Source organism: Clavibacter sp. B3I6, assembly GCF_030816895.1.
Taxonomy (GTDB): Bacteria; Actinomycetota; Actinomycetes; order Actinomycetales; family Microbacteriaceae; genus Clavibacter.
In genome coordinates this window covers 1,337,956-1,359,007 of the sequence record NZ_JAUSYL010000001.1, presented here as the reverse complement: position 1 = coordinate 1,359,007, position 21,052 = coordinate 1,337,956, and the positions used below count along the sequence as shown (strand labels likewise).

Annotated in this window: 18 protein-coding genes; 13 read left to right on the top strand and 5 right to left on the bottom strand. The window is 71.2% G+C overall.

Annotated elements, in window-relative coordinates:
* Window positions 1–7: 7 nt before the first annotated feature.
* The 3 genes from QFZ62_RS06325 to QFZ62_RS06315 form a co-directional block, all read right to left on the bottom strand.
* Window positions 8–439 carry a hypothetical protein gene (locus tag QFZ62_RS06325; RefSeq protein ID WP_307503150.1) on the bottom strand — a complete coding sequence of 144 codons (432 nt, stop codon included), beginning with the start codon at window positions 437–439 and terminating at the stop codon, window positions 8–10.
* A gap of 156 nt (window positions 440–595) precedes the next feature.
* Window positions 596–1,375: a DUF305 domain-containing protein gene (locus tag QFZ62_RS06320; RefSeq protein ID WP_307503148.1), complete on the bottom strand. Its 780-nt coding sequence runs from the start codon at window positions 1,373–1,375 to the stop codon at window positions 596–598.
* 2 nt (window positions 1,376–1,377) lie between these two features.
* Window positions 1,378–2,121, bottom strand: a complete 744-nt coding sequence (locus tag QFZ62_RS06315) for a DUF3105 domain-containing protein (RefSeq protein ID WP_307503145.1) — start codon at window positions 2,119–2,121, stop codon at window positions 1,378–1,380.
* A gap of 169 nt (window positions 2,122–2,290) precedes the next feature.
* On the opposite strand from QFZ62_RS06315, the gene QFZ62_RS06310 reads away from it, so the two are divergent.
* Together QFZ62_RS06310 and QFZ62_RS06305 are read left to right on the top strand one after the other, a co-directional pair.
* Entirely contained in the window at window positions 2,291–3,655 is a 1,365-nt protein-coding gene (locus tag QFZ62_RS06310; RefSeq protein ID WP_307503142.1) for a cystathionine beta-synthase, read from the top strand.
* Between the two features lie 55 nt (window positions 3,656–3,710).
* On the top strand, window positions 3,711–4,883 hold the full coding sequence (locus QFZ62_RS06305) for a cystathionine gamma-synthase (RefSeq protein WP_307503139.1): 1,173 nt from the start codon (window positions 3,711–3,713) through the stop codon (window positions 4,881–4,883).
* A gap of 57 nt (window positions 4,884–4,940) precedes the next feature.
* Here QFZ62_RS06305 and QFZ62_RS06300 read toward each other — a convergent pair whose 3' ends face one another.
* Entirely contained in the window at window positions 4,941–5,696 is a 756-nt protein-coding gene (locus QFZ62_RS06300; protein ID WP_307503137.1) for an RNase H family protein, read from the bottom strand.
* Window positions 5,697–5,869: 173 nt separating this feature from the next.
* Between QFZ62_RS06300 and QFZ62_RS06295 the strand changes: the two genes are divergently transcribed.
* From QFZ62_RS06295 to mmsB, 7 genes are all read left to right on the top strand, one after another.
* Window positions 5,870–6,886 (top strand): LacI family DNA-binding transcriptional regulator, encoded by a 1,017-nt coding sequence (locus QFZ62_RS06295; RefSeq protein WP_307503134.1) that lies wholly within the window; start codon window positions 5,870–5,872, stop codon window positions 6,884–6,886.
* A gap of 178 nt (window positions 6,887–7,064) precedes the next feature.
* Window positions 7,065–8,771 carry a ribulokinase gene (gene araB / locus QFZ62_RS06290; RefSeq protein WP_307503131.1) on the top strand — a complete coding sequence of 569 codons (1,707 nt, stop codon included), beginning with the start codon at window positions 7,065–7,067 and terminating at the stop codon, window positions 8,769–8,771.
* Entirely contained in the window at window positions 8,768–9,478 is a 711-nt protein-coding gene (locus tag QFZ62_RS06285; protein ID WP_307503128.1) for an L-ribulose-5-phosphate 4-epimerase, read from the top strand. Before araB ends, QFZ62_RS06285 begins: the two co-directional genes overlap by 4 nt.
* Window positions 9,475–10,992 (top strand): L-arabinose isomerase, encoded by a 1,518-nt coding sequence (gene araA, locus QFZ62_RS06280; protein WP_307503125.1) that lies wholly within the window; start codon window positions 9,475–9,477, stop codon window positions 10,990–10,992. The genes QFZ62_RS06285 and araA overlap by 4 nt, the downstream gene beginning before the upstream one ends.
* A gap of 77 nt (window positions 10,993–11,069) precedes the next feature.
* Entirely contained in the window at window positions 11,070–12,197 is a 1,128-nt protein-coding gene (gene chvE, locus QFZ62_RS06275) for a multiple monosaccharide ABC transporter substrate-binding protein (protein ID WP_307503122.1), read from the top strand.
* Window positions 12,198–12,371: 174 nt separating this feature from the next.
* A complete protein-coding gene (gene mmsA / locus QFZ62_RS06270; RefSeq protein ID WP_307503119.1) occupies window positions 12,372–13,901 on the top strand; it encodes a multiple monosaccharide ABC transporter ATP-binding protein in 1,530 nt (509 codons plus the stop codon).
* Between the two features lie 5 nt (window positions 13,902–13,906).
* Window positions 13,907–15,094: a multiple monosaccharide ABC transporter permease gene (gene mmsB / locus QFZ62_RS06265; protein WP_307503118.1), complete on the top strand. Its 1,188-nt coding sequence runs from the start codon at window positions 13,907–13,909 to the stop codon at window positions 15,092–15,094.
* Between the two features lie 165 nt (window positions 15,095–15,259).
* Here mmsB and xylA read toward each other — a convergent pair whose 3' ends face one another.
* Window positions 15,260–16,453: a xylose isomerase gene (gene xylA, locus QFZ62_RS06260; protein ID WP_307503115.1), complete on the bottom strand. Its 1,194-nt coding sequence runs from the start codon at window positions 16,451–16,453 to the stop codon at window positions 15,260–15,262.
* A gap of 95 nt (window positions 16,454–16,548) precedes the next feature.
* Here xylA and QFZ62_RS06255 point away from each other — a divergent pair, with 95 nt between their 5' ends.
* The 4 genes from QFZ62_RS06255 (at window position 16,549) to QFZ62_RS06240 (ending at window position 21,049) form a co-directional block, all read left to right on the top strand.
* Window positions 16,549–17,526, top strand: a complete 978-nt coding sequence (locus QFZ62_RS06255; RefSeq protein ID WP_307503112.1) for an aldo/keto reductase — start codon at window positions 16,549–16,551, stop codon at window positions 17,524–17,526.
* A 128-nt stretch (window positions 17,527–17,654) separates the two neighbouring features.
* Window positions 17,655–18,686 (top strand): LacI family DNA-binding transcriptional regulator, encoded by a 1,032-nt coding sequence (locus tag QFZ62_RS06250; protein ID WP_307503109.1) that lies wholly within the window; start codon window positions 17,655–17,657, stop codon window positions 18,684–18,686.
* A gap of 81 nt (window positions 18,687–18,767) precedes the next feature.
* The gene (locus QFZ62_RS06245; RefSeq protein ID WP_307503107.1) at window positions 18,768–20,066 is read left to right on the top strand and encodes an ABC transporter substrate-binding protein; all 1,299 of its coding nucleotides are present in this window, start codon (window positions 18,768–18,770) and stop codon (window positions 20,064–20,066) included.
* Between the two features lie 11 nt (window positions 20,067–20,077).
* A complete protein-coding gene (locus QFZ62_RS06240) occupies window positions 20,078–21,049 on the top strand; it encodes a carbohydrate ABC transporter permease (protein WP_307503103.1) in 972 nt (323 codons plus the stop codon).
* Window positions 21,050–21,052 lie beyond the last annotated feature (3 nt).

The window sequence follows — 21,052 nt, the reverse complement described above, 5'->3', positions numbered from 1 at the left end:
CCCGGGCTCAGTCGTTCGGCTTGGGCGGACGATTCGGGTAGACCGTCCACCTGTCGTAGTGGACGGTGTCGATCGTCCCATGCGTCCCCGCGAGACCGGTCCCCGTCTGGCAGTCGGGGCTGTCGAAGCTCATGATGGTGCGGATCCCCCGCGACATCCTCACCGTGGCCTCCATCCACACGTGCTGCTGGCGATCGATGCCGCTCCCCGCGCCCTCCCGGCTGAGGGACACGCACCACGGGTTCGCGTTGCCGGGGGTGGTGAGGAGGACGGACTGCGCCCAGGGGATCCCGTAGTGCTTGAGGGTCTGGATGGTGACGTCGCTGTCCGTGGACGCGGACGCGGGCACCGCTCCGAAGCCGAGGAGGAGTCCGCCGGTGGCGAGGAGGGCGAGGCTGCCGAGTCTCAGCGAGCGGGGGAGGGGGACATGACGGGACATGGGCTCTTCTCAGGTCGTGACGGGATCGTCGTGCACCGGGCACGACACGGATCCTGGCCCGGCCCGGACGCCTCCCGCGCGGCTGGTGCACAGGACGCCCGACGGCGACCAGCGCGTGCGCCGTGGCGGGCCCCGCGGGTCGTCGGTGCGACCGGGTCAGGACCGGGCGTCGAGGAGCTGCTGCATGTAGAGGATCTCCTTGTCCTGCACCGCGACCATCCCGGTGGCGAGGTCGGTGACGAGGGGGTTCCGCGAGCGCTCGAGGAGCGCCTGGGCCATCTCCACGCCGCCGCGGTGGTGGGCGATCATCAGGGTGAGGTACTTCCGCTCCGCGTCGACGCCCGTGAGCCCGCTGAGCTCCTCGAGGTCGGCCGGTGATGCGAGGCCCGGCATCCGGGCGCCCGGGGTCATGTCCATGGAGGCGTGATCCGTCGCCCCGTCGAGCGCGGGCAGCGTCATCCAGGTCATGCGCGCCTGCGACGGCGCCTGGTCGAGGCCCCACGAGGTGAGGAACGCGTACATCTGGCCGGCCTGCTGCGACTGGGCCTGCGCGATGTCCTGCGCGATCAGCTTCACCTCGGGATCGTCTGTGCGGTCGATGATGAGGAGCGACATCTGCACGGCCTGCTCGTGATGCACCTGCATGTCGCGGGAGAAGCCGGCCTCGGCGCTGTTGGTGCTGGGCGTCAGGGCGGAGACGGGCGCGGTGACGCGGCCCACGAGGAGCCCGGCGACCACGAGCGCGATCGCGACGACGCCCGCGGCCAGGCCGATGCGGATCCGGCGTCCGCGGGCGCGCGACTCCTCGCCGTGCGCGACCAGGCCCTCGAGCTCCTCCTCGCGGATGTCGTCGTCGGGGACGTGGTCGACCGCGACGCCGTCGTCGGGCCGGCCGGAGGAGCCCGCGCCGGTCGATCCGGAGCCGCGGTCGGTCACGGTCAGCCGACCCGGCCCTCGCCCTCGAGCGCGCCGGTGCACGCGGCGCCGGCCTCGGGGGCGTTCGGGCTCTTCCAGTACTTGGCCATGAAGTCCTTGATGCGCTGGTCCTCGACCGAGTCGACCTTCACCTGCGCGCCCCACGCGGAGAGCGCGATGGGGGTGTCGAGGCCCTCGTAGGGCGACATGGTGACGTAGCCGCCGAACGACTCCGCGTACTTCTGCAGGTCCGACAGGTCGCCGCCCGTGACCTGGTCGGCGTCGTACGTGATCCACACGGCGCCGTGCTCCAGGTCGTGCACCGCGTTCTCGCTCGGCTGCGGCTGGTCGTAGACGCCGCAGTTCAGCCACATGGCGTTGTGCTCGCCGCCCGCGGGCGGGCTCATGCCCTGGTACTTGGCGGCGTAGTCGACCGTCCCCTCCACGTGCGTGCTGGGGAGCGAGTCCCACGTCTGCAGACCCTGGATCGTGATGTCGTCCGGGTCTTGCTTCGGCGTGCCGCTCGAGACGACCACCCCGATGACGATGGCCACGACCGCGACGGCGGCCACGGCCGCCGTGATGATCCCGATGAGGCGGTTCCGGCGCGCGCGGTCCTGCTGCTTCTTGAGCGCCGCCACCTTCTCGGCGCGGCGGGCCTCGCGCTGCTGCTTGACCGTGAGGTCCTTCTGGGCCTGCTTGGCGGTCGGCGGGACGGGCCGTCCGCTCGTGTCGCCGGAGGGCGTGGTGTCGTCGCGTCGCGCCACGGAGGGTCCTTCTCTGCTGGGGGAATGTGCGCCCAGGGTACCCGGTCGGGCTGGGCGGACCCTGCCCGCGGCCGCCCCGCCGCCCCCGTAACGCGGGCCGGAGGCGCGCTTAGACTGACGGAGCGGGGCCCACCGGACCGCACACCTCATACCGGGAGCGCCACCTCACGTGAAGTACGCCGACACGATCCTCGACCTCATCGGGAACACCCCGCTCGTCAAGCTGAACCGGGTGGTCGAGGGCATCTCGGCGACCGTGCTGGTGAAGGTCGAGTACCTGAACCCGGGCGGCAGCGCCAAGGACCGCATCGCGACGCGGATCATCGACGCCGCCGAGCGCGACGGGAAGCTGCAGCCGGGCGGGACCATCGTCGAGCCCACCTCCGGCAACACGGGCGTCGGCCTCGCCCTCGTCGCCCAGCAGCGCGGCTACCGCTGCGTGTTCGTGCTGCCCGACAAGGTCGGCGAGGACAAGCGCAACGTCCTCACGGCGTACGGCGCCGAGATCGTGGTCACGCCGACCTCCGTCGCGCCCGACCACCCCGACTCCTACTACTCGGTGAGCGACCGGCTGGCACGCGAGATCCCCGGCGCCTTCAAGCCCGACCAGTACTCCAACCCCAACGGGCCGCTCAGCCACTACGAGACCACGGGCCCCGAGATCTGGCGCGACACCGAGGGCGAGATCACGCACTTCGTCGCGGGCGTCGGCACGGGCGGCACCATCAGCGGCGTCGGACGGTACCTCAAGGAGGTGTCGGAGGGCCGCGTGCGCATCATCGGCGCGGACCCCGAGGGCTCCGTCTACTCCGGCGGCACCGGGCGCCCCTACCTCGTCGAGGGCGTCGGCGAGGACTTCTGGCCGGCCGCCTACGACCCCGACGTGGTCGACGAGGTCATCGCCTCGAGCGACCAGGAGTCGTTCGACATGACCCTGCGGCTCGCCCGCGAGGAGGGCCTGCTCGTCGGCGGATCCAGCGGCATGGCCGTGGTCTCCGCCCTCAAGGCCGCGAGGCACCTCGGCCCCGACGACGTGATGGTGGTCCTCCTGCCCGACGGCGGTCGCGGCTACCTCGGCAAGATCTTCAACGAGAAGTGGATGCAGTCCTACGGCTTCGCGCGGGTCAACGGCCAGCGCACGGTCGCCGACGTGATGAGCGCCAAGACCGGCAGCCTCCCCGACCTCGTGCACGCGCACCCGAGCGACACCATCCGCGACGCGATCCGCATCATGACCGAGTACGACGTGTCGCAGCTCCCCGTCCTCTCCGCCGAGCCGCCCGTGGTGATGGGCGAGGTCGCGGGCGCGGTCGACGAGCGCAGCCTCCTCGAGCTCGTCTTCAGCGGGCGCGCGCAGCTGTCCGACCAGGTGGGGCCCTTCGTGGGATCCGCCTTCGCGCTCATCGGCGTCAACGAGACCGTGCCCGAGGCGTGGCGCGCGCTCGGATCCGCCGACGCGCTCATGGTGAGCGACGGCGGCAAGCCCGTGGGCGTGCTCACGCGGCACGACCTCCTGACCTACCTCACCGACTGATCCGCCGGCCGGCTCCGGCCCGCGCATCCCCTCCCGAACCACAGAGACGAGAACCGTGAGCGACAAGCACGACTTCGACACCCGCGCGATCCACGCCGGCCAGGACCCGGACCCCACCACGGGCGCCGTCATCCCGCCCCTCTACCTCACGAGCACCTTCGTGCAGGACGGCGTCGGCGGCCTGCGCGGCGGCTACGAGTACGCGCGCAGCGCGAACCCCACCCGCACGGGCCTGCAGGCGCTGCTGGCGTCGCTCGAGCAGGGCCGCCACGCGTTCTCGTTCGCCTCCGGCCTCGCGGCCGAGGACACGCTGCTGCGCGCGATCACGCGCCCCGGCGACCGCATCGTCCTCAGCGACGACGTGTACGGCGGCACGTACCGCCTCCTCACGCGCGTGCTCGGCGACTGGGGGATCGTCGTCGAGACGGTCGACATGAGCGACCTGGCCGCGGTCGAGCGGGTCCTCGGATCCGGACCCGCGAAGGTCCTCTGGGTCGAGACGCCCAGCAACCCGCTCATGAAGATCAGCGACATCCGCGCGCTCGCCGACCTCGGCCACGCCGCGGGGGCGACCGTCGTCGTCGACAACACCTTCGCCTCGCCGTACCTGCAGCAGCCGCTCACGCTCGGCGCCGACGTGGTCGTGCACTCGACCACGAAGTACCTCGGCGGCCACTCCGACGTGCTCGGCGGAGCCGTGATCCTGAACGACGACGCGATGGCGGAGGCGGTCGGCTTCCTGCAGTTCGCGATCGGCGCCGTCTCGGGCCCCATGGACGCCTGGCTCACCACCCGCGGCATCAAGACGCTCGCCGTGCGCGTCGAGCGCCACTCCTCCAACGCCGAGGAGATCGCGGCCTTCCTGCAGAGCCACCCCGACGTGACGGCCGTGCACTACCCGGGCCTCCCCGAGCACCCGGGCCACGACATCGCGAAGGCGCAGATGACGGGCTTCGGCGGCATGATCTCGTTCCAGGTGCGCGGGGGAGCGAAGGCCGCGCGCCGCGTGGTCGAGTCGACGCGCGTGTTCCAGCTCGCGGAGTCGCTCGGCGGCGTCGAGTCGCTCATCAGCTACCCGTCCGAGATGACGCACGCGTCGGTCAAGGGCACGCCGCTCGAGGTGCCGGACGACCTGGTGCGCCTGTCCGTCGGCATCGAGGCCGTCGAGGACCTGGTCGTGGACCTCGAGCGTGCCCTCGGGAAGGCCCTCAAGCAGGGCAAGCACTAGAGGCAATCCGCGCGGCGGGTCGGCGAGGGCCCGCCCCGCGGATCCGCCGCGCGCCGATCAGGGCAGCAGGAGCCGCACGGCCTCGTCGACGCTGACCCCGCGGTCGCGCGCGTGGGCGCTGAGGCGCGCCATGGCGTCGCGGTCGAGCGCGATCGTGAGGGTGGTGTCGCCGGGCTCCGGCGCGACCTCCTCGTCGAAGGCGTCGAAGTCGAACAGGCCCGGCTGCGCGGGCGCCGCGGCCTCCACGGCCTCCGCCTCCGCCACGACCGGATCGGCCGCGAGCCCGGCGTCGGCCTCGACGGCCGCGCGCTCCTCGTCCTCCCGCACCGGCGACGGGGCGTCGGCCGCGTGCCCGGCCCAGCCCGGTCCCTCGGGGATCGGGCGCCGTCCCTGGAACGCGGTCGCCACGGCGCGCGCGCGGTCGTCCGCGGCCTCGTTGAGCGGGTGGTCCGCGTGCCCCTTCACCCACTCGAAGCGGTAGCGGCGGCCCTGGATCTCCGCGTCGATCTCCTTGAGCAGCTCGACGTTGAGCACCGGCTTGCCGTCGCCCTTCCGCCAGCCCTTGCGCTTCCAGCCGGGCATCCACTTGGTGACCGAGTTGATGACGTACTGGCTGTCGCAGAGCACGAGCAGGTCGTCGTCGAGGTGCGCCGTCGCGCGGAACAGCTCGAGGACCGCCTTCAGCTCGCCCTGGTTGTTCGTCGCGTGCGGCCAGCCGCCCGCGCCCCAGTGGTCGTCGTCCACGTACCAGGCCCAGCCGGCGGGGCCGGGGTTGCCGAGCGCGGATCCGTCTGCCGCGGCGGTGATCGTCACAGGTGGTGCCTCTCGTCGTGCGTGGGGGACCAGTCTGCCGCAGTGGTCCGACGCCGGGAGCCGCGCGTGCCCCGTGCAGGGATCCTGGGCCGTGTGACAGTCACATGTGACAATGTGACACCTGCGCCGGACGGCGCGGACGGGCCGCGGCCCGCACGAGGACGGGGTCGACGATGACGGACACGCCGCGGGGGAGGGCGCCGAGCATCCGCGACGTCGCGCGCCTCGCCGGGGTCTCGCACCAGACCGTGTCCCGCGTCCTCAACGACTCGCCCTCGCTCCGCGCCGAGACCCGGCAGCGCGTGCTCGACGTCATGGAGCAGGTGCAGTACCGCCCCAACCGCGCGGCGCGCGCGCTCGTCACGAGCCGCTCCCGCACCATCGGGGTGCTCACCTCCCAGAGCTCGCAGTACGGCCCCGCCTCCTCCATCGCCGCCATCGAGGCCGCGGCGCGCGAGGCCGGCTACCTCGTCACCACCACCAACCTGGCGTCCTCCGACGAGGCCGCGATCACGGTCGCCCTGGGGCACCTGGTCGAGCAGGCCGTCGAGGGGCTCGTGGTGGTGGCGCCGCAGGTGCGTGTGCGCGAGGTGATCGCGAGCATGTCGCTCGACGTGCCGTACGTGACCATGCAGAGCGACGGCCGCGGGGACGCGCACGACCTGTCCGTCGACCAGATCGCGGGTGCCCGGCTCGCCACGCGGCACCTCCTCGACCTCGGGCACCGCGACATCTACCACCTGGCGGGCCCGCAGGACTGGATCGAGGCGGAGGCCCGCATGCGCGGGTTCCTCGACGCGATGTCGGCCGCCGACGTGCCCACGACGGCGCCCATCCTCGGCGACTGGACCGCCGAGTTCGGCTTCTACGCCGGCCGGGAGATGCTCCGCCTCCGCGACTTCACGGCGATCTTCTCCAGCAACGACCAGATGGCCCTCGGCCTCATCCACGCGGTCCGCGACGCCGGGCTCGACGTGCCGCGCGACGTCAGCATCGTCGGCTTCGACGACATCCCGGAGGCCGCGCACTTCTGGCCGCCGCTCACCACCGTGCGCCAGGACTTCGCCGAGGTGGGCCGCCGGTGCGTGGCGCTGCTGCTGGACGGCATGGACGGCACGGGCGAGCGGTACCGCGGCACGATCACGCCGGAGCTCGTGGTCCGCGCGTCCACCGGGGCGCCCTCGTACTGACGTGTGCGCGGGCAGCGGCCCCTCCCGGAGGACGCGCACGCCCCACTTCGAGGGGGTCGGCCCTCTCGGCTTGACAGGTCGATCCCGCGCGTGTGTAGAGTGACATCCGCCGATGTGACCGTTCACATCCCGCGCGGTCTTCCCGGATCGCGCTGCATCAGACGAAGGAGTCGATCCCGTGCCCAGCGCCCCCGTGAGCACCGCGTCCGGAGCCACCGAGCCCGACGCCCGTCCCGAGCAGTACGTCATCGGGGTCGACTACGGCACCCTCTCCGGCCGCGCCGTCGTCGTGCGCGTCTCGGACGGCGTCGAGCTCGGCTCCGGCGTCCTCGACTACCCGCACGCGGTCATGGACGACACGCTCGCCGCCACCGGCGCGCAGCTCCCGCCCGAGTGGGCCCTGCAGGTCCCGAGCGACTACGTGGACGTGCTCAAGCAGGCCGTGCCCGCCGCCATCCGCGAGGCCGGCATCGACCCCGCGCAGGTCATCGGCATCGGCACCGACTTCACCGCGTGCACCATGGTCCCCACGCTCGCCGACGGCACGCCCCTCAACGAGGTCGAGGGCTACGCCGACCGCCCCCACGCGTACGTCAAGCTCTGGAAGCACCACGCCGCGCAGTCGCACGCCGACCGCATCAACGCGCTCGCCGAGGAGCGCGGCGAGAAGTGGCTCGCGCGCTACGGCGGCCTCATCTCCAGCGAGTGGGAGTTCGCCAAGGGCCTCCAGCTCCTCGAGGAGGACCCGGAGCTCTACGGCCTCATGGACCACTGGGTCGAGGCGGCCGACTGGATCGTCTGGCAGCTCACCGGCAGCTACGTCCGCAACGCCTGCACCGCCGGCTACAAGGGCATCCTCCAGGACGGCGAGTACCCCACCGCCGACTTCCTGGGCGCGCTGAACCCCGACTTCGCCTCCTTCGCCGAGGACAAGGTCGCCCACGAGATCGGCCAGCTCGGATCCGCGGCCGGCACGCTCTCCGCCGAGGCCGCCGCCTGGACGGGCCTGCCCGAGGGCATCGCCGTCGCGGTCGGCAACGTCGACGCGCACGTCACGGCCCCGGTCGCCCGCGCGGTCGAGCCCGGCCAGATGGTCGCCATCATGGGCACGAGCACCTGCCACGTCATGAACAGCGACGTGCTCACCGAGGTCCCCGGCATGTGCGGCGTCGTCGACGGCGGCATCGTCTCCGGCCTCTACGGCTACGAGGCCGGCCAGTCGGGCGTCGGCGACATCTTCGCCTGGTACGTCAAGAACCAGGTGCCCGCGCGCTACGCCGAGGAGGCCGCGGCCGCCGGCAAGAGCGTCCACCAGCACCTCACCGACCTCGCGGCCGACCAGCCCGTCGGCGGGCACGGCCTCGTCGCGCTCGACTGGCACTCCGGCAACCGCTCGGTGCTCGTCGACCACGAGCTCTCCGGCCTCGTCGTCGGCACCACGCTCACCACGCGCACCGAGGAGGTCTACCGGGCTCTGCTCGAGGCCACCGCGTTCGGCACGCGCAAGATCGTCGAGACCTTCAACGCCTCGGGCGTCCCCGTCACCGAGTTCATCGTCGCGGGCGGCCTGCTGAAGAACGCCTTCCTCATGCAGGCGTACAGCGACATCCTGCGCCTCCCCATCTCGGTCATCACGAGCGAGCAGGGCCCGGCCCTCGGATCCGCGATCCACGCCGCGGTCGCCGCCGGCGCCTACCCCGACGTGCGCGTCGCGGGCGACGCCATGGGCAAGGTCGAGCGCGGCCGCTACCAGCCGGACGAGACGCGCGCCCTGGCCTACGACCACCTCTACGAGGAGTACTCCACGCTGCACGACTACTTCGGTCGCGGCGCCAACGACGTGATGAAGCGGCTCAAGTCGCTGAAGAGGGAGGCACGCGCGTGAGCACCTACGCACCCGAGATCGAGGTCGCGGTCGCCCGCGTCCGCTCCGAGGTCTCCCGACTGCACGGCGAGCTCGTGCGCTACGGCCTCGTGATCTGGACCGGCGGCAACGTCTCCGGCCGCGTCCCCGGCGCCGACCTCTTCGTGATCAAGCCGTCCGGCGTGAGCTACGACGACCTGAGCCCCGAGAACATGATCCTCTGCGACCTCGACGGCAACGTGATCCCGGACACCCCCGGCTCCCGCAACGCCCCCTCGAGCGACACCGCGGCGCACGCGTACGTCTACCGCAACATGCCCGAGGTGGGCGGCGTGGTCCACACGCACTCCACCTACGCGGTCGCGTGGGCGGCCCGGCGCGAGCCGATCCCGTGCGTCATCACCGCGATGGCCGACGAGTTCGGCGGGGAGATCCCCGTCGGCCCGTTCGCCGTCATCGGCGACGACTCCATCGGCCGCGGCATCGTCGAGACCCTCACCGGGCACCGCTCGCGCGCCGTGCTGATGGCGGGCCACGGCCCGTTCACCATCGGCAAGGACGCGAAGGACGCCGTGAAGGCGGCCGTGATGGTCGAGGACGTGGCGCGCACCGTGCACATCTCCCGCCAGCTCGGGGAGCCGACGCCCCTGCCCGCCGAGGCCGTCGACTCCCTGTTCGACCGCTACCAGAACGTCTACGGACAAGCACCCCAAGGAGCCCTGAAGTGAGCCGCATCACCACGTCCCTCGACCACTACGAGGTCTGGTTCCTCACCGGCAGCCAGAACCTCTACGGCGAGGAGACGCTCCAGCAGGTCGCCGAGCAGTCGCAGGAGATCGCCCGGCAGCTCGAGGAGGCGTCCGACGTCCCCGTCCGCGTCGTGTGGAAGCCCGTCCTCAAGGACTCGGACAGCATCCGCCGCATGGCCCTCGAGGCCAACGCGAGCGACCGCACCATCGGCCTCATCGCGTGGATGCACACGTTCAGCCCCGCGAAGATGTGGATCCAGGGCCTCGACGCCCTGCAGAAGCCCTTCCTCCACCTGCACACCCAGGCCAACGTCGCGCTCCCGTGGAGCACCATCGACATGGACTTCATGAACCTGAACCAGGCCGCGCACGGCGACCGCGAGTTCGGCTACATCCAGTCGCGCCTCGGCGTCACGCGCAAGACCGTCGTCGGCCACGTCAGCACGGAGGCCGTCCGCGCGGGCATCGCCACCTGGATGCGCGCCGCCGCCGGCTGGGCCGCCGTGCACGAGCTCAAGGTCGCGCGCTTCGGGGACAACATGCGCAACGTCGCGGTCACCGAGGGCGACAAGACGGAGGCCGAGCTCAAGTTCGGCGTCTCCGTCAACACCTGGGGCGTCAACGACCTCGTCGAGCGCGTGGACGCGGCGACCGACGCCGAGATCGACGCGCTGGTCGACGAGTACGAGCGGCTCTACGACATCGCCCCCGAGCTGCAGCGCGGCGCCGAGCGCCACGAGTCGCTCCGCTACGGCGCGGCCATCGAGGTGGGCCTGCGCTCGTTCCTCGAGGAGGGCGGCTTCGGCGCCTTCACCACGAGCTTCGAGGACCTCGGCGGCCTCCGCCAGCTCCCCGGCCTCGCGGTCCAGCGCCTCATGGCGGATGGCTACGGCTTCGGCGCCGAGGGCGACTGGAAGACGGCCGTGCTGATCCGCGCCGCCAAGGTCATGGGCGCCGGCCTCCCCGGGGGCGCGAGCCTCATGGAGGACTACACGTACCACCTCGTCCCCGGCGAGGAGAAGATCCTCGGCGCGCACATGCTCGAGATCTGCCCCACGCTCACCACGGGCCGGCCGAGCCTCGAGATCCACCCGCTCGGCATCGGCGGCCGCGAGGACCCGGTCCGCCTGGTCTTCGACACCGATCCCGGCCCCGCCGTGGTCGTCGCGATGTCGGACATGCGCGACCGCTTCCGCATCGTCGCGAACGTCGTGGAGGTCGTGCCGCTCGACGAGCCGCTCCCGAACCTGCCCGTCGCCCGTGCCGTGTGGAAGCCCGCGCCGGATCTCGCGACGAGCGCCGCGGCCTGGCTCACGGCCGGCGCCGCCCACCACACGGTCATGAGCACGCAGATCGGCGTCGAGGTCTTCGAGGACTTCGCCGAGATCGCGCGCACCGAGCTCCTCGTCATCGACGAGGACACGACCCTCAAGGGTTTCACCAAGGAAGTCCGCTGGAACCAGGCGTACCACCGCCTGGCCCAGGGCCTGTAACACCCACACCAGGGGTGGCGGGACCGGCGCAGACGCCGGCACCGCCTCTCACAGCAGCAGTACGAAAGGACACGACCGTGAAGATGAAGAAGGTCCTCGTCGGCATCGCCGCCACGAGCATCGCCCTCTCCCTCGCAGCCTGCTCCGGCGGCGGAGGCCGCGGAGGCGCCGGCGCCGAGGGCGAGATCAAGCCCGAGGACACCCTGGTGGGTGTCGCCATGCCGACCAAGACCAGCGAGCGCTGGGTCGACGACGGCAACAACGTCGAGAAGCAGCTCACCGAGCTGGGCTACCAGGTCGACCTGCAGTACGCGAACGACAAGGTGCAGGACCAGATCTCGCAGATCGAGACCATGCTCAACAAGGGCGCCAAGGCCCTCATCATCGCGTCGATCGACGGCACCGCGCTGACCCAGGTCCTCAAGACCGCGGCCGACGACGGCGTCAAGGTCATCGCCTACGACCGCCTGATCAACGGCACCGAGGACGTCGACTACTACACGACGTTCGACAACCAGCAGGTGGGCGTGCTCCAGGGCAACTCCCTCCTCCAGGGCCTCGGCCTCGTCGACGCCGAGGGCACCGCCACCGGCAGCACCGAGAAGAAGACCATCGAGCTCTTCGCGGGCAGCCCGGACGACAACAACGCCACGTTCTTCTACGAGGGCGCGATGAGCGTCCTCAAGCCGTTCCTCGACTCCGGCCAGATCACCGTCGGCTCCGGCCAGACGGAGTTCAGCCAGGTCGCGATCCAGCAGTGGAAGCAGGAGGGCGCGCAGGCCCGCATGGAGAACCTGCTCTCGGGCTCGTACCCCGGCGGCGCCAAGCCGGACGGCGTCCTCTCGCCGTACGACGGCCTGTCCCGCGGCATCATCCAGGCCCTGACCTCGGCCGGCGTGGCCAGCGACGCCATGCCGATCATCACCGGCCAGGACGGCGAGAAGGCGTCCGACAAGCTCATCCTCGACGGCGTCCAGTACTCGACGATCTTCAAGGACACGCGCCTGCTCGGCAAGGAGGCCGTCACGATGGTCGACGACCTGCTCAAGGGCGAGACCCCGGACGCTCCCGACACCTACGACAACAAGGTCAAGGACGTCCCGACCAAGCAGTTCCCCCCGGTCACCGTGACGAAGGACAACCTCATCGAGGTCATCGTCGACAGCGGCTACTACACGCAGGAAGAGATCGACAAGGGCGAGTAGTCCTCACCCGCACCGCTCCGGCGGCGCACCGGCCGGTCGGCGCTCGCGCGCCGACCGGCCTCCATCGGTCCAGCCGGCCGCGCAGCGCGGCCGGCCGGACCCGGGAGGCCTCACCGCCCCCGCAGCAGCACCGCCGGGCACCCGGCGACACCATCCACACAAGTGAGGCAGGCCATGGCCAACCACATTCTCGAGATGCGCGGCATCACCAAGACGTTCCCCGGCGTCAAGGCGCTGCAGGACGTCAGCCTCGAGGTCACGCGCGGCACGTGCCACGCGATCTGCGGCGAGAACGGCGCGGGGAAGTCGACCCTGATGAAGGTCCTCTCCGGCGTCTACCCGGCCGGCTCCTACGACGGCGACATCGTCTTCGAGGACGAGGTCGTCAAGTTCTCCAGCATCCGCGACAGCGAGAAGTCGGGCGTGGTGATCATCCACCAGGAGCTCGCGCTGAGCCCCTTCCTCTCCATCGCGGAGAACATCTTCCTCGGCAACGAGATCTCGCGTGGCGGGTTCATCGACTGGAACGCCACGAACGTCGAGGCCGCCAAGCTCCTCGCCCGCGTCGGGCTGAGCGACAACCCGGCCACCAAGATCGCCGACATCGGCGTGGGCAAGCAGCAGCTCGTGGAGATCGCGAAGGCGCTCTCCAAGGAGGTGAAGCTCCTCATCCTCGACGAGCCCACCGCGGCGCTGAACGACGAGGACTCGGCCCACCTGCTCGACCTGATCAAGCACCTCAAGGGCCAGGGCATCACGAGCATCATCATCAGCCACAAGCTGAACGAGATCAAGGCGATCGCCGACGCCGTGACGATCATCCGCGACGGCAAGACCATCGAGACGCTCGACCTCGAGCGCGACTCCATCAGCGAGGAGCGCATCATCAAGGGCATGGTCGGCCGCGACCTCCAGAGCCGGTACCCCGACCGCACGCCGGACATCGGCGAGGAGATCCTCCGGATCGAGGACTGGACGGTCCACCACCCCCAGGAGCACTCCCGCGTCGTCGTCGACCACGCCAACCTCAACGTCCGCGCGGGCGAGGTCGTGGGCATCGCCGGCCTCATGGGCGCAGGGCGCACCGAGCTCGCGATGAGCGTCTTCGGCCGCTCCTACGGCGCGAACATCTCGGGCCGGCTGTACAAGCGCGGCAAGGAGATCACCGCCCGCACGGTGGGCGAGGCCATCAAGAACGGGCTCGCCTACGCCACCGAGGACCGCAAGCACTACGGCCTGAACCTCATCGACGACATCAAGCGCAACGTCTCCGGCGCCGCGCTCGAGAAGCTGGCGAAGGCCGGCTGGGTCGACGCCAACCAGGAGTACGTGGTGGCCGACGGCTACCGCAAGTCGATGAACATCAAGGCCCCGAGCGTGGGCGCCATCACCGGGAAGCTCTCCGGCGGCAACCAGCAGAAGGTCGTCCTCTCCAAGTGGATGTTCTCCGACCCGGACGTGCTGATCCTCGACGAGCCCACGCGCGGCATCGACGTCGGCGCGAAGTACGAGATCTACACGATCATCAACGCCCTCGCCGCGCAGGGGAAGGCGGTCATCGTCATCTCCAGCGAGCTGCCCGAGCTCCTCGGCATCTGCGACCGCATCTACGCCCTCTCGGCCGGCAGGATCACGGGCCAGCTCCCGATCTCCGAGGCGACCCCCGAGAGCCTCATGACCTACATGACCAAGGAAAAGGAATAGTCACCATGTCCAGTCTCAGCAGTGTGGCGGGGTTCCTCGTCAGTCGCCTCAGGCAGATCGGCATCTTCATCGCGCTGATCGCGATCGTGGTGCTGTTCCAGATCCTCACCGACGGGACGCTCCTCGAGCCCCGCAACGTCACGAGCATCGTCGTCCAGAACGCGTACATCCTGATCCTCGCGATCGGCATGGTGATGATCATCATCGCCGGTCACATCGACCTGTCGGTCGGATCGGTCGTCGCGCTCATCGGCGCCATCTCCGGCGTGTTCGCCGTCAACTGGGGCTGGCCCTGGTGGGCGTCCATCATCGCGAGCCTCGTGGTCGGCGGCCTCATCGGCGCGTGGCAGGGCTTCTGGGTGGCGTACGTCGGGATCCCCGCGTTCATCGTGACCCTCGCGGGCATGCTCACGTTCCGCGGCCTCGCCCAGATCGTGCTCGACAACCGCCCCATCACCCCGTTCCCCGAGGGCTACGTCGCGGTCGGCGCCGGCTTCCTGCCCGACCCCTCCGGCGGCACGTCCTACCTCGAGTGGGTCACCGTCACGCTCGGCGTGCTCGCGGCGCTGTTCCTCGTGGCCCAGCAGCTGCGCGAGCGCCGTGCCCGCGTGCGGCTGAACCTCGAGGACGAGCCGTTCGCCTGGTTCATCACGAAGCTCGCGACGATCGCCATCCTCGTGCTCGGCATCACCTACCTGCTCGCGAGCTACCAGGGCACCCCGATCGTGCTCGTGATCCTCGCCGTCCTGGTGCTCGTCTACACGGCGGTGATGAACCGCAGCATCTTCGGCCGTCACATCTACGCCCGAGGCGGCAACCTCAACGCGGCGCAGCTGTCCGGCATCAACACGAAGCGCGTCGACTTCCTGCTCTTCGTGAACATGGGCGTCCTCGCGGCGCTCGCGGGCATCGCCTTCACCGCCCGCAGCAACTCGGCGCTCCCCGGCGCCGGCAACGGGTTCGAGCTCGACGCCATCGCCGCGGTGTTCATCGGCGGCGCGGCCGTCACCGGCGGCATCGGCACCGTGATCGGCGCCATGATCGGCGGCCTGATCATGGGCGTGCTCAACAACGGCATGTCGCTGCTCGGCCTCGGCACGGAGTACCAGTCGCTCATCAAGGGCCTCGTGCTCCTGCTGGCCGTCGCGTTCGACGTGTTCAACAAGAGCCGCGGGTCCAAGTCCGCGAGCTGATCCACCGCACCACCTGCGCTCCGGCGCGGACGAGGGGCCCGGCATCCAGGAAGATGCCGGGCCCCTCGCTCGTCCCCTGGTCCCCCCCCCCGGAGCGCGAAGGCGGACGACGGAAGGGCCCGGCATCCATGCGGATGCCGGGCCCTTCGAGCGTGCGGGGGAGCGCTAGGAGCGCGCGCCCATCAGGTGCTCGAGCGCCAGCTGGTTGAGGCGGACGAAGCCGAAGCCCTTGCCGTCGAAGTACTCGTCGGCCGGGAAGTCCTCGTAGGAGGACCGGTCGGCGAGGATGTCGTCGTAGGACTCGCCCTCGTTGAGCGTCGGGGTGTCGATCTCCGCGACCTTGGCGGCGGCGAGCGCCTCCTGGACCTCGGGGTCGGCGCGGAACGCCTGCGCGCGCTCCTTGAGGAGCAGGTACATGCGCATGTTCGCGGCGGCGGAGTCCCACACGCCCGTGATGTCCTCGGTGCGGCTGGGCTTGTAGTCGAAGTGACGGGGGCCGTCGTAGGAGCGGCCGCCGCCCACGCCGCCGTTCTCCAGCAGGTCGACGAGCGAGAACGCGTTCTGCAGGTCGCCGTGGCCGAAGACCAGGTCCTGGTCGTACTTGATGCCGCGCTGGCCGTTGAGGTCGATGTGGAAGAGCTTGCCCTGGTACAGCGCCTGCATGATGCCGGCGGTGAAGTTGAGGCCCGCCATCTGCTCGTGGCCGACCTCGGGGTTCACGCCGACCAGCTCGGGGCGCTCGAGGGTCTCGATGAAGGCGAGCGCGTGGCCGAGCGTCGGCAGCAGGATGTCGCCGCGGGGCTCGTTGGGCTTCGGCTCGATCGCGAAGCGGATGTCGTAGCCCTTGTCGGTGACGTAGTCGCCGAGGAGGTTGACGGCCTCGCGGTAGCGCTCGAGCGCGCCGCGGACGTCCTTGGCCGAGTCGTACTCGGCGCCCTCGCGGCCGCCCCACATGACGAACGTCTTCGCGCCGAGCTCGGCGGCGAGGTCGATGTTGCGGAGGACCTTGCGGATCGCGAACCGGCGGACGGCGCGGTCGTTGGAGGTGAAGCCGCCGTCCTTGAACACGGGGGCCGAGAAGAGGTTCGTGGTGACCATCGGCACCTCGATGCCGGTGTCGCTGAGCGCGCCCTTGAGGCGGTCGATCTGCGTCTGGCGCTCGGCGTCGGTGGAGCCGAAGGCGAAGAGGTCGTCGTCGTGGAAGGTGAGGCCGTAGGCGCCCAGCTCCGAGATGCGCTCGACGGCCTCGACGACGTCGAGGTCGGCGCGGGTGGGTCCGCCGAAGGGGTCGGCCCCGGTGTATCCGATGGTCCAGAGTCCGAACGAGAACTTGTCCTCGCGGGTGGGGGTGAGCGCCATGGTGTCTCCTGTCAGCGTCGTCGATGATTTGTTGCTCTGTACAACCTATAGCGTGGCGCGCCCGCGCACAATGCGGCCGGGGCCAGACTCGGCGCATGGACCTCGACGGCGCGACCACCCATCCGGCAGCAGCGACCACGCGGTACGGCCGCACCGGGATCGAGGTGCCGGCGATCTGCATCGGCACCTCCGGCTGGGGCCCCGCCCGGACGGGCGAGGACGAGGCGGCGCGCGACGCGCGGATCCAGGAGCTCGCCGAGGCGATCCTGGCGGGCCCGCTCCGCTTCCTCGACACGTCCAACATCTACGGCGGCGGGGAGTCCGAGGTGCTCGTGGGCCGGCCGCTCGCCGACGGGAGGTCGCTCGCCGAGCGGCTCGTGATCCAGACCAAGGTGGACCGCGACGGCCGCACCGGCGACTTCTCCGGCGACCGGATGCGGCGGAGCATCGAGGAGTCGCTGACGCGGCTCGGCGTCGACCGCGTGCCCGTGCTGATGCTGCACGACCCCGAGAACACGACGTTCGAGGCCGCGACCGCGCCGGGCGGTCCCGTCGAGGCGCTCCTCGCGATCCGCGACGAGGGGCTGGCGGACGCGATCGGCATCTCGGGCGGCGACGTGCACCTCATCCAGCACTTCGTGGAGCTCGACGTGTTCGACGCCCTGATCACCCACAACCGCGCCACGCTCCTCGACGGGTCGGCCGACGCGCTCCTCGAGGCGGCCGGCGTGCGCGACATGGGCGTGACGAACGCAGCGCCCTACGGCGGCGGCATCCTCACGGGGGACCCCGCGCAGGCGTCGACCTACGGCTACGGCCCCGCGCGGCCCGCGGTCGCGGAGGCCGCGCGCCGCATGGGGGAGGCGTGCGCCCGGCACGGGGTCCCCCTCGCGGCGGCGGCGCTGCAGGCGAGCATGCGCGACTCCCGCGTGCACTCCACGGTGGTCGGCATCTCGTCGGCGGCCCGGCTCGCCGCGACGATGGAGCTCGCGGCCGTGACGGTGCCCGACGAGCTGTGGGCCGAGCTGGCGGAGCTGCGGCCGGCGCCGGGGGAGTGGATCGACGCGCGCTGACGCGCCGCCACGCGGGGAGCCGGGCCCCGGCTCGGGGCGTGGGCGATCGGATCTTGTGCGAAGCGCTTCGATGACCTAGCGTGGGTCCTGTTCGGATCATCGAAGCGCTTAGACGACGGAGTCACAGCATGGCCACCATCCACGACGTCGCGCGCGTCGCCGGGGTGTCCATCAGCACCGTGTCGTACGCGCTCTCCGGCAAGAGGACCATCACCGCCGCGACGCGCGCCCGCGTCGACCGTGCCGTGCAGGAGCTCGGCTACCGGCCCAACGCCGGCGCGCGCATGCTGGCCGGCTCGCGCACGAGCATCATCGCGCTCACCGCGCCCATGCACGGCGACACGCACCCGCCGGCGCTCATGTCGTTCGTGCTCGCGGTGGTCACCGCGGCGCGCTCCTACGACTACGACGTGCTGCTCCTCACGCAGGGCGACAGCCTCTCCGGCCTCGGCCGCGTCTCCTCGAGCTCGCTCGTGGACGGCGTCGTGATGATGGACGTGGCCGTCGACGACGAGCGCCTCCCCGTGATCCGCGCCCTCGACCTGCCGACCGCCCTCATCGGCATCCCGCACGACACCGCGGGCCTCACGTGCGTCGACCTCGACTTCGAGTCCGCCGCGGACCTCGCCGTGCAGCGGCTCGCCGACCTCGGGCACCGGTCGATCGGCCTGCTCGGGCACTCCCAGCACCTCTACGACCGCGGCTCCAACTTCGCCCCTCGCTTCCGTGACGGGTTCCTCGCCGCGGGCGCGGCCCGGGGCACGGCCACGGCGTTCCACACGACCGAGGCGACCCGCGAGGCCGTGGCCGACGCCCTCGACGACGTGCGACGCCAGCTCCCGGACCTCACCGCCCTCGTGCTCAACTGCAACGAGAACGTGCACGCGATCCTGCTGGAGCTGCTCCGCGAGCGCGGCACGCGCGTGCCCGAGGACCTCTCGATCGTGTCGGCCTGCTCGAGCTTCAGCACCGACCACCTCGTGCCGGCGCTCGACGTCATCCCGCTGCCCGCCGAGGAGCAGGGGCGGCGCGCCGTCGAGCTCCTCATGCAGCAGCTGGACGGGCGACGCGAGCCGCACGTCGAGCTCATCCCGCCGGCGTACCTGCCGCGCGGATCGACCGCGGCGCCCCCGGCCCGCGACGCCCCCGTGGCGGCCTAGACCCATCCCCCGAACCGCACGTCCCCTCACCACACCGCACATCGTCGAAACGCTTCGACGCATCGCCTCAAGGAAGAAGCAATGAACTCACGCAGGATCCTCACCTCGCTCGCCGCCGTCGGCGTCGGCGCCCTCCTCCTCGGCGGCTGCTCCGCCTCCGGGGGCGGCGACTCCGCCGCCGGCGGGAAGGTCACCCTCGACTTCTGGTCGTGGGCGCCGAACACGCAGGAGCTCGTCGACACCTGGAACGAGCAGAACCCCGACGTCCAGGTGAAGTACACGGACGCGGGCGGCGGACGCGACTCCTCCGCGAAGCTCCTCACCGCGAGCCGCGCCGGCAACGCGCCCGACCTCTCCGCGGTCGAGTACACGACGCTGCCGTCGCTCATCGTCGCCGACGTGCCGCTCGACATCACCGAGCAGGTCGCCGACGTCGAGGACGCCTACACGCAGGGCACGTGGGACCAGGTCACGTTCGACGACCACGTCTTCGCGCTCCCGCAGGACGTCGGCCCGATGGCGCTCGTCTACCGCAGCGACCTCCTCGAGCAGTACGGCATCCCGGTGCCCACCACGTGGGCCGAGTTCGCCGACGCCGCGCAGAAGGTGCGCGACGCCGACCCCGAGGCGTACATCGCGAGCATCCCCGCCGACCAGTTCGGCTTCTTCGCGGGCGTCGCCACCCAGGCCGGCGCGTCCTGGTGGGACGTCTCCGGCAGCACCTGGTCCGTCGGCATCGGCGACGAGCCGTCGCTCGAGGTGGCCGACTACTTCCAGGACCTCGCCGACCGCGACCTCATCAGCACCGACCCGATCCTCACGCCGGAGTGGAACGCCAAGGCGAACGCCGGCAAGTTCCTCTCCTGGCCGTCGGCGCTCTGGGCGCCCGGCGTCATCGAGGGCGTCGCGCCCGACACGATCGGGAAGTGGTCGATGAGCCCGCTGCCCGAGTGGACGCCCGGCGAGAAGGCCGTCGCGTACCAGGGCGGATCCGGCGTCATCGTGACGAAGGGATCCGAGCACCCCGAGGAGGCCGCGGAGTTCGCCAAGTGGCTGAACGCCAGCGACGAGGGCGCGGGCCTCGTGCTCACCGTGCAGAACGGCTACCCCGCCGCGACCAGCGGCCAGGAGGCCGCCGCCGAGAGCGCCCCGCCGGCCCTCATGCCGCAGCAGACCGACTACTACCGGATCGCCGCCGACATCTCGTCCGACACGATCCCCGTCACGTGGGGCCCGAACGTCAACGTCGCCGAGACGGCGATGACCGACGCGCTCAACAAGGCGATCTCCGACGGCACCCCGTGGCGCGACGCGTTCACGTCGGTGCAGGCGACCGTGGAGGCGGACATGACCAAGTCCGGCTTCACGGTGGCCGACTGACGGGGGCGCGCGTGACCACCACGCCCGTCGCCGCCGCGCAGGCGGTCCGGTCGGGGACGCCCGCACCCGCACGGGGCGGCGTCCGCCGCCGCCCCGTGGCGTGGGCGCCGTACCTCTTCGCCGCGCCCGCCGTGATCCTCTTCGTCGTCTTCATGCTCGTGCCGATCGTCTACGCGGCCTGGCTGAGCCTGCAGACCTACCGGCTCGAGGGCGGGGGCATCCTCGGCACGCGCGTGCAGGTCTTCGCCGGCCTCGACAACTACGTCGCCGTCCTCTCCGACCCGGAGCTCGTGGCCGGGTTCGGCCGGCTCGCGATCTACGGGATCATCTCGGTGCCGATCACCCTCGGCCTCGCCCTGCTGTTCGCCCTCATGCTGGACGTGCCGGCGGCCCGCGCCACGCGGTTCGCCCGCACGGCGATCTTCATCCCGTACGCCGTGCCCGGCGTGGTCGCGGCGCTCCTCTGGGGCTTCATGTACCTGCCCGGCACGAGCCCGTTCTCCGCGGTGTCCGAGGCGCTCGGCGGCGGCGTGATCCCGTTCCTCGGCGAGCCCGCCATCTACGCCTCCGTCGCGAACATCGCGGTGTGGGGCGGCGTCGGCTTCAACATGATCATCATCTACACGTCGCTGCGCGGCGTGCCGGCGGAGATCTACGAGGCCGCGCGGATCGACGGCGCCGGCGAGCTGGCGATCGCGCTCCGCATCAAGATCCCGCTGGTGGTCCCCGCCCTGGTGCTCACCGGCATCTTCTCCCTCATCGGCGCGCTGCAGCTCTACGGCGAGCCGACCACGCTCAAGCCGTTGACCAACGTCATCAGCCAGACCTGGGTGCCCCTCATGACCATCTACCGCAACGCCTTCCTCACCGACGACCTGCCGGGCGCCGCCGCGCTCTCGGTGGTGCTCGCGCTCGGGACGGTCCTCGTGTCCGCGCTCGTGCTGTGGATCACGAACCGCCGCACCGACGGGTCCGTCTCGTGACCG

Bases quoted from the DNA above. Each gene is read 5' to 3' on its own strand.
- QFZ62_RS06325 (WP_307503150.1), bottom strand. From the start codon at position 439: ATGTCCCGTCATGTCCCCCTCCCCCGCTCGCTGAGACTCGGCAGCCTC.
- QFZ62_RS06295 (WP_307503134.1), top strand. From the start codon at position 5,870: ATGACGGACACGCCGCGGGGGAGGGCGCCGAGCATCCGCGACGTCGCG.
- mmsA (WP_307503119.1), top strand. From the start codon at position 12,372: ATGGCCAACCACATTCTCGAGATGCGCGGCATCACCAAGACGTTCCCC.
- mmsB (WP_307503118.1), top strand. From the start codon at position 13,907: ATGTCCAGTCTCAGCAGTGTGGCGGGGTTCCTCGTCAGTCGCCTCAGG.
- xylA (WP_307503115.1), bottom strand. From the start codon at position 16,453: ATGGCGCTCACCCCCACCCGCGAGGACAAGTTCTCGTTCGGACTCTGG.
- QFZ62_RS06255 (WP_307503112.1), top strand. From the start codon at position 16,549: ATGGACCTCGACGGCGCGACCACCCATCCGGCAGCAGCGACCACGCGG.
- QFZ62_RS06250 (WP_307503109.1), top strand. From the start codon at position 17,655: ATGGCCACCATCCACGACGTCGCGCGCGTCGCCGGGGTGTCCATCAGC.
- QFZ62_RS06245 (WP_307503107.1), top strand. From the start codon at position 18,768: ATGAACTCACGCAGGATCCTCACCTCGCTCGCCGCCGTCGGCGTCGGC.